This window comes from Ruegeria sp. BC8, from assembly GCF_056535705.1.
This window is the reverse complement of sequence record NZ_JBQFIV010000001.1, coordinates 1,442,353-1,455,209: the sequence shown is the minus strand read 5'-3', so window position 1 is coordinate 1,455,209 and position 12,857 is coordinate 1,442,353. Positions and strand designations below refer to the sequence as shown.

Below are 12,857 nucleotides of genomic sequence, written 5' to 3'. Positions count from 1 at the left end.
CCTATTTCCTTGGTGTCAGGAACGAACGATCGCTTTCGCCCGTCACGAATTCCACGATCTGACGCACATAGTCGCTGTCTGTGCTGTCGCCCAGACGCTTGGCGCGGTCCATAAAGGTGCCCTCGCCTTCGGACAGCTCGCGAAAGGCCGCACGCAGCGCCGAAATGTCCGCGCGGGAAACGCCGCGGCGTTTCAGGCCAACAAGGTTCAGCCCCTCCAATTCGCCGCGCGAGGCCTGAACCAGGCCGTAAGGGATGACATCGTTGGGCACCATGGTCAGCGCACCGATGATGGCGCCGCGGCCCACGCGCACCCATTGATGCAATCCGGAAATGCCGCCGATGATCACGTCATCCTCGATGATGCAGTGGCCGGCGGCGCCGGAATGGTTCACCATGATCACCCGGTTGCCGATCTGCACGTCATGGGCCACATGGACCCCGGCCATCAGTAGGCAGTCATCGCCGATGCGAGTGACGCCGCCGCCACCCTCGGTGCCGGTATTGACCGTAACGTGTTCCCTGATGCGGTTTCGCTTGCCAATTTCCAGCCGCGTGTTTTCGCCCCCGAACTTGAGGTCCTGCGGGATTTCTCCAATCACCGAAAAGTTGAAGATGACGCAGTCGTCACCGATCGAGGTCTCCCCTGTGACAACCACATGCGACTTCAATTCGACGCGGTCGCCCAAACGCACCTGTGGCCCCACATGGCAGAACGGGCCGATTACGCAGTCCTGGCCGATCTGAGCGCCGTCTTCGATGATCGCGCTGGGATGAATTCGGCTCATGCTGTTTTTTCCATATCCCAATCGACATAGGCCGAAAACTCAGCCTCGGCCGCCACCTCGCCGTCAACGGTTGCGCGGCCGCTGAACTTGAAGATCTTGCCGCCCTTCTTGCCGCGCACGGTTTCGACATGCATTTTCAGCACGTCACCCGGCACCACTTTGCGTCGGAATTTGCACTTGTCGATATTCATGAAATAGATCAGCAGTTCGCTGTCGATGACATCCATGCCGACGCCCAGCATAACACCTGCGGTTTGTGCCATCGCTTCGACGATGGTCACGCCGGGCATGATCGGCGTTCCGGGGAAATGGCCCTGGAAATGCGGCTCGTTCATGGTGACGTTCTTGATACCAACCGCCGACTGATAGCCGTCAATCTCTTCCACCTTGTCAACCAGCAGGAACGGATAGCGATGCGGCAGGATCCGCTGGATCAGCTGAATGTCGGCGCTCTTGGTTTCCGTGGTCATTTTCAGGATGTCCTGTTCTCGAGGTCTCGTTCACGCGTGGTTAGCAATACCCGTACCCAAGGGCAAGCCACGCTATGGCTTGTCGCCCTCTTCCAGCTGCGATCCGTCGCCGATGGCCGCGTCGATCTTGCGGATGGCGATGGCCGTAACATCCGAGGCGTCCGAGCTGAGAAACACGTTGGATCGTTCGATGATCAGCGACGCGCCAGTTTCACGCAGCAGGTCGATGAGCACGGGCTGCGCCATCTCAAAGAACTGGTTGCGTGCCTCGTCACTGCGGCGGGCCAGAGCATCCAGTTTCGCGCGTTGCCCCTCGCGGTGAGACTGGACCTTTCGGTCGAAGGCTTCTGCAAGCGGGCGGAACTCCTCGGGGCTCAGGACTTCGCGCTTTTGCGTCAGCTCTTTTTCCTCGCGGCTCAGCTCGGCAACGATGCGTTCATTTTCAGCGGCCAGCGCAGCACTTTCTGCTTCGATCTCATCAAAAACCCGTCGCCCGAATGCTGACTCGGTAAATATCCGGTCGCTGGAGATGGTCAGCACGCCGGATTGCGGTACACCCAACTGCTGGGCGGCCAGTGGGAGCGACACCACCAGGAGGATCAAAACACACAGGGCCCGTGACGGGCCCTGTGCAAACTTCGATATTGCTTTAACCATGGACGTCAGAACCGTGCCTGAATGGTAAAGTCGAAGTTCTGCTCTTTGTCGAAGTCTTCCTTCTTCACGGCCTGCGAGAAGTTGAACCGCAGCGGACCGAACGGCGTATCCCACAGCAGCGAGACGCCGATGACCTGACGGATCGAGCCGTCTGCGCCGACGATATTGGCACCTGTCGTATCAACATTGTTGATGTTGTACAGGTTGCCGATGTCATAGAAGACACCGCCGCGCAGCCCCAGTTCCTCGGGCAGACCCAACGGGAAGTCCGACTCGAACCGAGCGACCCAGTAGTAGTTGCCGCCGATCGCATCATCCTGCCCGTTCGACAGGTCACGAGGACCGATACCGGCCGGCTCGAAGCCACGGAAAGTGTTTGGACCTAAGACAAAGCGATCAATGGTTCGGCTGAAATCATTGCCCTGCCAATGAAGCGCGCCGGCCTCGAAGGACGCACGCAGCGTCATCTCCTCGTTCAGCACCTTTGTTTGGGCAATCGCCCGGGTCGAAGTCTTGAAGTACTTGTTATCTCCACCAAGGCCAGCCGCGTCTACGCCGACTTCGAACAATACACCCGCATTCGGGTTCAGGCCGCCCAGTCGGCTATCATAGACGTATGCGAGTCCGAGAGAACTGGTTGAACGCTCCCCCTGTGCAATCTCCGATGCGATGACGGCCCCGTTGATTTCATCATCTTGCTGAGTCATTTCTGAGTTGTTCCAGTTGTACCGAAGCCGCAACGAGGAAAGTTCGCCAATCGCGTAACTGATCTGCGGATTGAAGAACACACTCTTGGTGTCATAGCTGGCAAAGCTGGAATTGGTCCTTGAAAGGCCAAAGCCCAGATCGAAACGCAGTTTCCGGCCCAACAGGTACGGTTCGGCAAAGTTGATGACGTACTGCTCAGAGTCCTGCGCAGTCGACAGCGTCAGGCCAAATTCCTGTCCGCGCCCGAGGAAGTTCCGTTCCTCAAGCCGGATGGCGATCCCGAAACCGTCGGAAACCGAGTAGCTGCCGCCCAACGCCAGCGAACCGGTCGGCTGCTCCTGGACATCCACGTCCACGATCACCTGGCTGGGGCTGGACCCTTCGCGAGTTTCCACATCCGCGACCGAGAAGAAACCCAAGGCCCGGATACGTTCGGCACTCTGCCGGATTTCGCGCGGGTTGAAGGGGTCACCCTCGACCGTGTCGAACTGGCGCCGGATGACCCGGTCCAGAGTGGTCGTGTTGCCCTCGATGTCGATCCGTTCGACGAAAATGCGCGGGCCTCTGGTCAGCACGAACTGAACGTCCAGCGTCAGGTCACGGTCGTTGCGGGTCACGCGCGGCTCAACGCGCAGGAAGTCGACGCCCTGCTTCAGGCCAAGACGTTCCTGCCGAGCGATCGAATTCTCAATAAGAGTTGGCGAATACGTGACACCAGGTTTGATCTTGAGGGCCTTCTGATACTCGGCCGCATCAACGCCCGGGATTTCGCTGACCGTCGAGATGTTGCCGAACGAGAATTTCTGACCTTCGGTGATGTTCATCACCAGATAGAAGGCGTCGCGCTCACGCGTGAACTCGACATTGGCGCTGTTGATCCGAAAATCGACATAGCCGCGCGACAGGTAGAAATCACGCAGAACCTGTTTGTCGAACTCGATGCGGTCGGCAATGAACGTGTCACCGCGCAGGAAGGTGCGCAGGATGTTGGCCTGCTTGGATTCAAGCACACGGCGCAGACGACGGTCGGAATAGGCGCGGTTTCCTACAAAGCTGACGCGCTCGATCTCAATCGTGGTGCCTTCTGCCACTTCAAAAACCAGATCCACCCGGTTGTCGCTGCGGCGGATGATCCGCGGAATGACAGTGGCCGACACACGCCCTTGCGCCGAGTAGATTTCGGCGATCTTGTCAGCGTCGGACTCCGCGACCTGCGGGGTGAACACCCGGCGAGGCTGCGACGAGATTGCCTGGATCAACACGTCGTCCTTGACGCGGCGATTGCCCTCGATGCTGATCTTGTTGATCGTCGGATACTCGGCGACCTCGATCACCAGAGTGTTCCCGCGCGGGGTCAATTCGACTGTCTCAAAAACACCACTGTCAAGCAAACGCTGGTAGGCGTCATTCAACTGGCCCGCAGTGACTGTCTGACCGGGTGTGATTCCTGTCCGGGCGATGATGGTGGACGTCTCAATGCGACGGTTGCCCTGAACATCGAACGACGAAATCGTGTAGGTCTGGGCCTGGGCGGCTTGCGGTACCGCCGTAAAACTCATTGCCGCAAAGAGGAAAAAAATCGTTAGTGCCCGCCACAAAATATTGTCGTGCGGTTGCGCAGTACCGCAGGATGTGCCCGCGCCTCTCCTGTAAGCCATTTTTGTCTCTACCTAGAATTTCGGACTTTAGAAGTTGAGTAGCCGCTCTGGTGGGCCTTGTCAAAAGCACAAACGAAAAACGCGACCGGATCGGTCGCGCTCGGGTCGTTCAGCTGGGTATGGGGAATCACATACCGGCCAGATATGCGGCGCCTGCCAGTGCCAAAGCGGTCAGCCCAAAGCTCAGCAACGCGTCCCAGTTCAATACGAACAGGAAGCTGAAGCCCCGATAGGAATTTCGCAATGCCTTGGTCATTGGTTACAGCCCGCTTAATTGCATGTCTCGGCAGAATTACCCCAAACAAACTAGGTTTGAATTGAGGCAATTTTGCGACCGCAACGCGTCAATGCCGCCACAATCAGCAGAACAGGTCGTTGCTTACCGAGAAGATCATGAGGCTGAGAATTAACGTGATGCCCACCGCCATCAACAGTTGCAAAGCTCGGTCGCTGGGCGGTTTCCCCGCGACTGCTTCGTAGGCGTAGAAAACAAGGTGCCCCCCGTCCAATGCCGGGATTGGGAACAGGTTCAGCAAGCCTACAGCAGTGGACAGAACCGCGATGAAGAAGATGAAGCTCTGTGCCCCTTGGCTCGCCATCGCGCCTGAGGTTTCCGCGATACCAATGGGTCCGGACATGTTGCAGGTGCTGATCGCACCGGTGACCATGTGCCAAATACCGGACAGCGACCCCTCGATGATGCGGCCGGTCTGGATGACACCGCCATGCAGCGAGTCAACGAGGCCCGCGGGTTCAGTCGCTGGCACCAGCATCATGCCGCCGACGATTCCAATCCGCCATTCGGTTTTGAAGCCGCCGTCCGCCTGCGGTTCATCCGTGCGACGCGGCGCCAGTGCAAATTCCAACTCGGCGCCGTCGCGCCAAACGTCCAGCAAAAGCACCTTCCCGTCCGAGCTTTCGACCTTTTCCTTCAGCTGTTCAAAGGCAAAAATCGGATCGCCATCAACCGAGGTGATGACGTCGCCCGCCTGCAACTGGATATCCATCGCAGCACTGCGCGGAGCGACCTGCTGGATCAAGGGCGGGAACAGCCACGGAGCCGACACGTCGAGGGTCTGGCCGTCGCGGATGACAGTGTATTCGAGAACCGGCTGCACCGGCAGCGCTTCGGTAAACTCGGTCCAAGCCCCCTCCTGATCGAAATCAGGCGTGGGGATGCCAGCGATCGCAACGATTTCGTCCCCCTCCTGAAGCTCCTGCACGGTGCCCGGCAGAGGTTTCAGCGATCCGACCGTCAGTGGCTCGCGGGTCACGCCTTGCGACCAGAAGATCAAACCGAAGACAAGGATCGACAGAACGAAATTGAAGACCGGCCCGGCTGCAACCGTGGCAGTCCGCGCCCAAAGCGGTGCGCCATGCATCGTCCGACGCAATTCTTCGGGGCTCTGCGTGGTGATTTCGGCCATCGTCTCGGTGTCCTTGCCCGAGGCCGCATTGGCATCGCCCAGGAATTTCACGTAACCGCCAAAAGGCAGCAGAGCGATCTGCCATTTGGTGCCGCGTTTGTCCATTCTGCTCCAAAGCACCGGACCAAACCCCAACGAGAACACCTCGGCATGGATCCCGGACCAGCGGCCAACGATGTAATGCCCGTATTCATGCACCGCCACGATGACGGACAGCGCCACGACGAATGCGGCAATCGTATAGACCAGCCCACCAAATTGCGGGATCAACGAGAGTATGTCCAAAATTCTATCCTGCTCTTCGTAGTACGGCGTCATCCACCCATTGACGTGCCAGATGGTCCGTTTTCAGGACGTTATCAAGGGTCAAAGGGGCATCAATAAGGCCGCCTGCGTCGTCGAAACGGTCCAGAACGGCGGCCACGGCGTCGGTCATGTCCAGAAAGCCGATGCGTTGGCCGATGAAATGATCCAACGCACGCTCCTTGGCGGCGTTGAAGATCGCGCCTGACAGGCCACCGCGTTGCATAACCTCGCGGGCCAGCCGCAGGGCCGGGTAACGCGCCGGGTCCGGATCACGAAAACGCAGCTGGCCCAACTTGGCCAGGTCCAGGCGCGGCACCGGCAGGTCGCGCCTTTCGGGCCAATGCAGCGCATAGCCGATCGCATGCCGCATATCAGGCGCTCCCAAATGCGCCATCACTGCGCCATCGCGAAATCCGACCAGAGCATGAACGATGGATTCCGGGTGAACCACAACCTCGATCCGGTCAGGGTTGATCCCGAAAAACTCTTTGGTCTCGATCACTTCCAACGCCTTGTTGAACATCGAGGCGCTGTCGATCGTTATCCGCTGTCCCATGTCCCAATTGGGGTGGCTCGAAGCTTGCTCGACCGTAGCGCCGGCCAGCTTCTCGACCGGCCAGTCGCGAAAGGCGCCGCCGCTGGCAGTGATGATGATGCGCTCGACCGCATCCATGTCTTCACCCACAAGCGCCTGAAAGACCGCCGAATGCTCGCTGTCGACAGGCAGCAGACGCGCGCCGTGGCGTTCCGCGGTTTCCAGAACGAGCGGGCCAGCACACACCAGAGTTTCCTTGTTTGCCAAGGCCAGGGTCGCGCCTTGCTTCAAAGCCTCAAGCCCCGGCGCCAAACCCGCCGAGCCAACAATGGCGGACATGACCCAGTCTGCTGGGCGAGCGGCCGCTTCGATCAGCGCGGTTGTGCCCGCTGCGGCCTCGATCCCTGTGCCGGACAATGCATCGCGAAGATCATCCAGATGCTGGTCAAAGGCGGTTACTGCCACTTCAGCGCCCAGCCGGCGGGCGTCCTGCGCCAACTGCCGGACATTCGCCCCGCCGGTGACGGCGACCACCTTGTAATCCTCCGGGGCCCGAGCAATCAGATCGATCGTATTCTGGCCAATCGATCCGGTCGCGCCGAATATCGAAACCTTTCGCATCAGATTTCCCCGGGCGAATAGACCAGCGACGCAATCAGAACCATCAGAGATGCACCCATCATGCCGTCAAATCGATCCAGAAAACCGCCATGTCCTGGCACCAGGTTCGAGCTGTCTTTGACCCCGAACCGCCGCTTGACGGCGCTTTCCACGATATCACCGGCCTGGCTGGCCATCGAGGCCAGGACCGAAACCAAAACAAACCGATAGCCAAACCCGGCATACGCGGCAACGGCTGCGCCCACCAGCGCGGCTGCCACCCAGCCGCCCGCCGTGCCCGACCAGGTTTTCTTGGGGCTGACCCGCGGCCAGAACTTCGGGCCACCGAACGTCTTTCCCACGAAGTACCCAGCTACGTCCGTGGCAACGACGACCAGGATCAACCAGACCATCCAGCCAAACCCCATCGTCTCGCGGATCTGGATAAACCCGTAACCCGCACAGGCAATCCACATGGCAAACAGCACGTAGATCCCGCGTGAGTGCGAGACCTGCCCTGCCCCGACCAGTGCGGGCGCGATCAGAAAGGGCAGTTTGTAGAGCGGCGGAACATGATAGCTGAGCATGACGGCAACGCCGGTCAGGATTCCCAATTGAACCGCGACGCCCATCCGATCGGAATCGATCATGCGAACCAGTTCCCAGGTCATCAGACCGCACGCTGCGGCAACAAATGTCTCGAACCATAGTCCGCCCAGCCAAACCTCGACCGCTCCAATAGCGACCAGTACCAGGGCAGACAACACCCGGGTGGTGAGGTCGGACCATCGGCCGTCCGTCATGCCGGAACTGCTCCGAACCGGCGTTCGCGCGACCCGAAGCTCTTGCACAGCCGTTCCAGCTCGGCCGCGGTGAAGTCGGGCCAGAGCGTGTCGATGAATTCGTATTCCGAGTAAGCGGATTGCCAGAGAAGGAAATTCGATATCCGCGCCTCGCCGCTGGTGCGAATGACCAAATCGGGGTCAGGCAGGACGCGCGTGTCCAGATATCTGGGCAGCGTTTCCTCGTCGACATCTTCTGGCCGCAGGTTGCCTGCGGCGACGTCCCGCGCCAGCCGCTTAGTTGCCCGGGCCACTTCGTCCCGACCACCATAATTGAGAGCGACGGTCAGGTGGACAAGGTCATTGTTGGCCGTCTCGCGCTCCAACGTGTCCATCAACTCGATCAGTTTGGCATCCAGCCGCACCCTGTCGCCGATGAATCGGACACGGATACCGTTTTGGGCCAGTGTTCGGGTTTCCTTGATGATGTAGCGCTTGAACAGGCTCATCAAACCGGCAACCTCGACTTGGGTCCGTTTCCAGTTTTCCGTCGAGAAGGCAAAAATCGTCAGGTACTTGATCCCCAGCCCCGGGCAGGCTTCGACCACTTCGCGCACCCGACGGGCACCGGCGTGATGCCCGTACAGCCGTGGCCGGCCGCGCGCCTGGGCCCACCTACCGTTGCCATCCATGATGATGGCCACGTGACGCGGACCACAGGGGGGCTCGTTTTGGGGATCAGCGGGCATGGCTTGCGCTCAAACCTGCATGATTTCGGCCTGCTTGGCCTCAAGGGCCGCATCTACGGCCTTGATCATCTGGTCGGTCAGTTCCTGAACCTCGGTTTCCCAGAACTTCTGATCGTCTTCCGACAGGCCGTCGGCCTTGGCTTTCTTGATTTGATCCATGCCATCGCGGCGCACGTTGCGAATGGCAACGCGGGCGTGTTCGGCGTATTGCCCGGCCACTTTGCCCAGCTCGCGGCGGCGCTCTTCGTTCAGCTCGGGGATAGGCAGCATGATGATCGTTCCGTTCAGCTGCGGATTGATGCCCAGTCCGCTTTCCCGGATTGCCTTTTCCACTTTGCCGACCAAAGACTTGTCCCAAACATTCACGGTGACCATGCGCGGCTCGGGAACGTTCACGGTGCCGACCTGGTTGATCGGTGTCATCGACCCATACGCATCCACCATAACCGGCTCGAGCATCGAAGCCGACGCACGCCCGGTGCGCAGCGACGCGAATTCGGTTCTGAGGTTGGCCATCGCGCCATCCATGCGGCGTTTCAGATCATCGGTGTCCAGTTCAAAATCGTCAGACATGCTGCTCACTCCCCGTCTTCAGGTGATGTTGGAATGGCTCTTACGCCATCGCACCTGGGATGTATAGCAATCATGATCGGGAAATGTGGCAATGACCAGAGTTGTTTCCGCGAAAAAACCGATCCCCCGGACGAAAAAGACCGGCCCTGTGGCGAGCCGGTCTGGCACAGAAAAAACCAAGGCTCAGGCGTTCAGGTCAACGACCACGCGCCCTTTGACCTGACCGTTGAGGATGTCGGCACCCAGCTTCGGAAGATCATTCAGAGTGGCCGGCTGAATCATCGCTTCCAGCTTGTCCATCGGCAGATCCGAAGCCACGCGCTGCCAGGCCCGCAGTCGGTTGTCGAACGGCTGCATCACGCTGTCGATTCCCAACAGGTTGACACCGCGCAGCAGGAACGGAATGACGGTCGCTGGCAGGCCCGCGCCACCGGCCAGACCGACCGCTGCCACCGAGGCGCCATACTTCATCTGACCCAGAACGCGCGCCAGCATTGCGCCCCCGACGGCATCAACGCAGCCAGCCCAGGTTTCGCTTTCCAGCGGACGTTTGGTGGTTTCGTTCAACTCGTCACGCGGCACGATCGACGTCGCACCAAGCGCCTTCAGATAGCCTTCGGTTTCTGGCCGCCCGGTCACAGCCGCAACTTCATATCCCAGATTGGCCAAAATCGCCGTGGCAACCGAGCCGACGCCCCCGGCAGCACCGGTTACCAGAACCGGCCCGCGGTCGGGCGTCAGACCGTGATCTTCCAGCGCCATCACCGCCAGCATCGCGGTAAAACCGGCAGTTCCCACGGCCATGGCCTGGCGCGTGCTCAACCCCTCGGGCAGAGGCACCAGCCAATCGGCCAGCGCGCTGGCCTTCTGGGCGTACCCGCCCCAATGTGCCTCACCCACGCGCCAACCGGTCAGTACAACCTTGTCGCCGGGCTTGTACCTGTCGTCCGAGGACTCTTCGACCGTTCCGGCATAATCGATCCCGGGCACATGCGGATAATTTCGGACCAGACCGCCGCCCTTGGGCGACATGCACAAACCATCCTTGTAGTTGACGGTCGAGAACTCGACGGCCACACGTACTTCACCATGCGGCAAGTCATCTTCCGAGATCTGCTTGATCACCGGGCTGGCCAGTCCGCTTTCCTCGTCCTTTTCCATCACCAAAGCGTTGAACATATTCCAATTCCTTTCATTGACCGTGGCCCGACCGATCTGTCATCTGGCCCAAATGCTTCCCGGGCGCGTCCCGCGCGCCCTTCCCGGCTCAAATCCAGAACTTGTCCTGCACGATTGCAGTCCGCATTCCAGACGGCGTTTCGACTTCAACCTGCGTTCCCGGATCCCAGTGGCTCAGCCGCAGCATACCGATCGACACGTTGGTTTGGAAATCCGGCGACCAAGTGGCCGAGGTCACCTGACCCACACGCTTGCCGCCGCCATAGACCGGCCACGGCCGATCACAGGGTGGCACCGCGTCTCCCTCGATCGCGATCGGGCGGATTTGCTGAACCGGCCCCTCCTTGGCCACCCGCAGCAGAGCATCCCGCCCGATGCAGCCAATGGCCGTATGCGTATTGCAGAACTTGCCCAACCCGCATTCATGGGGCGTGTTGTCGTCGGTCATGTCATTGCCGTAAGACAGCAACCCGCCCTCGATCCGCTCGATCAGATTGGGGCAGCCTGCCCGAACCTGCAGGTCCTCTCCGGCAGCAAACAGCGCATTCCATAAGGGCATGCCGATGTCGCTGCCTTCGACGTAGATCTCGAACCCGCCCTGTTTGGAATAACCCGACCGCGCAATCGCCAGATCACGCCCCTCGAACTGGAACATGTCGAACTTGAAGAAGCGGATGTCGCGCACCCGGTCGCCAAAGACCCGCGCCATCAGGTCATCCGACTTGGGTCCCTGCACCGCCAAGGGCGACACGTCCGGCTCATCCACCAGAACATCCAGTCGATATCCGTTGGCCAAGCCTTTGACCCACAATAGCAAATCGCTGTCTGCAATCGAAATCCACCAGCGGTCATCCGCGAGTTTCACCGCCACAGGATCGTTCAGCATTCCCCCGGTTTCGTCCACGATCGGCACATAGTAGCACTGGCCCGGCAACATGCCGCGCAGATCGCGCGGGGTCAGCATCTGCATCAGCCGCGCGGCATCGGGACCGCGCAGTTCGACCTGCCGCTCGCATGATACGTCCCAGACCTGCACGTGGGTCTTGAGATGCCGATAGTCGGCCTCGACGCTTTCAAATACCGTGGGCAGCAACATCCGGTTGTACACGGTATAGCCTTTGACACCGGCCGCCTCGACCCCATCGGAGAACGGCGTGCGCCGCAGCCGGCGCGACAAAGAAATCTGTGGCACTTAGACCTCCTCGGGCAAGAAAACGAGATCACTGACCGGAGCCTCAGACCCGGCCTCGGTCAGCATTTTGTGGATTTGTCCCCGGTGATGCGTTTGATGATTGAAAAAATGCATCACGCACACGGCGTAAGGTAGTGTAATGTTCTCTTCTTTTGCCGCGGAATACCATGTGAACGGGCCCGAGATTGGCTCGTCGCCCAGAGTATCAACCCAAGCATCGATCCGGAAATCGATGGTCTCGCGCAGTGGAAGCCAGTGCGCCAGATCCGGGCACAGGTGGACGCTTTCGTGAATACCGCCGCCCTTGCGGTGCGGATTGCTTTCAGGCCCCGGACCTTTGTCGAACCGGGACATCCAGATCCAGTCGCCCCACAGCAGATGGTTGGCAGTCCCCAAGATCGACCCGAAAAACGCACCGCGTTCCCGGGTCAACTCCTCGGGAGAAAGCTCTTGAAGAAAACCCGCCAACTGGCTGTTCTGCCAGCGGTTATAGCGGGCCATCTGCCGAGCATAGGCGCCGGTGATCATCACTTGGGTCCGTGCCAGTCGATCGGGCAGATTTCGGCAGATTTGCCGCCGAAATCCCAGACACGACCATAGTCGCGCACCTTCGACTTGGTGCCACGCGCCACGATGATGTCCGGACCCATCCAATACTTGGAATTGGACACCATGACCGGATGCTCGGGATCTTTGCCTGCCAGCATCTCGATCTCACCCTGGATCTTGCGGCCGATGACGATGCGGCGTTTGTTGCCGTCGCGCTCGATCTGCACCGGAGCACGCTCGGCGCCGATGATTTCACTCACCAGCATCGTGAACAGCCCAGTGGTGCCACCAGCCTGCCCGCTGAAAATCTGCAACAGGCCGTTGTACGCCTTGCCACTTGCGCGCTCATCCACGTACGCGGCGACCTTCCACTGGCCTTCGCCCATCCGGCCGGGAATATCGACCAGCAGACCAACGTTCAGACCCGACAGGTCCTCACCTTCATAGTGTCCCTCGTCGATGATCACACCCATCCACGCATGACAATGCCCTTCGGTCGGAGGGTGCGCCCCCAGCGAAACCACGCAGGGGCAGAACACGTCGCAGGAGCAGTTCAGGATAAGCTCACCCTTGATGGCCCAGTCCGTCGGGCTCATCTCGCGGCGCTTGGGATTTGGCATCCGGCTGTCAATTCGCTGACTGACCGGCAGCTTGTCGGCATCGGGTTTTCTGTTTTTTGCCATCG

14 protein-coding genes are annotated in these 12,857 nt (G+C 59.9%); all 14 read right to left on the bottom strand.

What is annotated here, in order from left to right; all coding sequences use genetic code 11:
- Window position 1: 1 nt before the first annotated feature.
- The 14 genes from lpxA to ACR3EK_RS07320 all read right to left on the bottom strand — a co-directional run bounded on the left by lpxA (window position 2) and on the right by ACR3EK_RS07320 (window position 12,855).
- Window positions 2–787 carry an acyl-ACP--UDP-N-acetylglucosamine O-acyltransferase gene (gene lpxA / locus ACR3EK_RS07385; protein WP_170339261.1) on the bottom strand — a complete coding sequence of 262 codons (786 nt, stop codon included), beginning with the start codon at window positions 785–787 and terminating at the stop codon, window positions 2–4.
- The gene (fabZ, locus tag ACR3EK_RS07380; protein WP_170339263.1) at window positions 784–1,257 is read right to left on the bottom strand and encodes a 3-hydroxyacyl-ACP dehydratase FabZ; all 474 of its coding nucleotides are present in this window, start codon (window positions 1,255–1,257) and stop codon (window positions 784–786) included. The genes lpxA and fabZ overlap by 4 nt, the downstream gene beginning before the upstream one ends.
- A gap of 72 nt (window positions 1,258–1,329) precedes the next feature.
- Window positions 1,330–1,860: an OmpH/Skp family outer membrane protein gene (locus tag ACR3EK_RS07375; RefSeq protein ID WP_480633055.1), complete on the bottom strand. Its 531-nt coding sequence runs from the start codon at window positions 1,858–1,860 to the stop codon at window positions 1,330–1,332.
- Between the two features lie 59 nt (window positions 1,861–1,919).
- The gene (gene bamA / locus ACR3EK_RS07370) at window positions 1,920–4,280 is read right to left on the bottom strand and encodes an outer membrane protein assembly factor BamA (protein ID WP_480633054.1); all 2,361 of its coding nucleotides are present in this window, start codon (window positions 4,278–4,280) and stop codon (window positions 1,920–1,922) included.
- Window positions 4,281–4,407: 127 nt separating this feature from the next.
- On the bottom strand, window positions 4,408–4,536 hold the full coding sequence (locus ACR3EK_RS07365) for a hypothetical protein (protein WP_254920122.1): 129 nt from the start codon (window positions 4,534–4,536) through the stop codon (window positions 4,408–4,410).
- Between the two features lie 103 nt (window positions 4,537–4,639).
- Window positions 4,640–5,992: an RIP metalloprotease RseP gene (rseP, locus tag ACR3EK_RS07360; RefSeq protein WP_093962009.1), complete on the bottom strand. Its 1,353-nt coding sequence runs from the start codon at window positions 5,990–5,992 to the stop codon at window positions 4,640–4,642.
- A gap of 4 nt (window positions 5,993–5,996) precedes the next feature.
- Window positions 5,997–7,169 (bottom strand): 1-deoxy-D-xylulose-5-phosphate reductoisomerase, encoded by a 1,173-nt coding sequence (gene dxr, locus ACR3EK_RS07355; RefSeq protein WP_480633053.1) that lies wholly within the window; start codon window positions 7,167–7,169, stop codon window positions 5,997–5,999.
- A complete protein-coding gene (locus ACR3EK_RS07350) occupies window positions 7,169–7,951 on the bottom strand; it encodes a phosphatidate cytidylyltransferase (RefSeq protein ID WP_170338692.1) in 783 nt (260 codons plus the stop codon). Before ACR3EK_RS07350 ends, dxr begins: the two co-directional genes overlap by 1 nt.
- Window positions 7,948–8,679 (bottom strand): polyprenyl diphosphate synthase, encoded by a 732-nt coding sequence (gene uppS, locus ACR3EK_RS07345; RefSeq protein ID WP_170339273.1) that lies wholly within the window; start codon window positions 8,677–8,679, stop codon window positions 7,948–7,950. The genes ACR3EK_RS07350 and uppS overlap by 4 nt, the downstream gene beginning before the upstream one ends.
- Before the next feature lie 9 nt (window positions 8,680–8,688).
- Window positions 8,689–9,252, bottom strand: a complete 564-nt coding sequence (frr, locus tag ACR3EK_RS07340; protein ID WP_170338696.1) for a ribosome recycling factor — start codon at window positions 9,250–9,252, stop codon at window positions 8,689–8,691.
- 183 nt (window positions 9,253–9,435) lie between these two features.
- Complete coding sequence (acuI, locus tag ACR3EK_RS07335; protein WP_170338698.1) at window positions 9,436–10,431, bottom strand: acryloyl-CoA reductase; 996 nt, start codon at window positions 10,429–10,431, stop codon at window positions 9,436–9,438.
- A gap of 88 nt (window positions 10,432–10,519) precedes the next feature.
- The gene (locus ACR3EK_RS07330) at window positions 10,520–11,623 is read right to left on the bottom strand and encodes a dimethylsulfoniopropionate demethylase (protein WP_480633052.1); all 1,104 of its coding nucleotides are present in this window, start codon (window positions 11,621–11,623) and stop codon (window positions 10,520–10,522) included.
- Entirely contained in the window at window positions 11,624–12,151 is a 528-nt protein-coding gene (locus tag ACR3EK_RS07325; protein WP_480633051.1) for a DinB family protein, read from the bottom strand.
- Window positions 12,151–12,855 carry a DUF1326 domain-containing protein gene (locus ACR3EK_RS07320; protein WP_093962001.1) on the bottom strand — a complete coding sequence of 235 codons (705 nt, stop codon included), beginning with the start codon at window positions 12,853–12,855 and terminating at the stop codon, window positions 12,151–12,153. The genes ACR3EK_RS07325 and ACR3EK_RS07320 overlap by 1 nt, the downstream gene beginning before the upstream one ends.
- Window positions 12,856–12,857 lie beyond the last annotated feature (2 nt).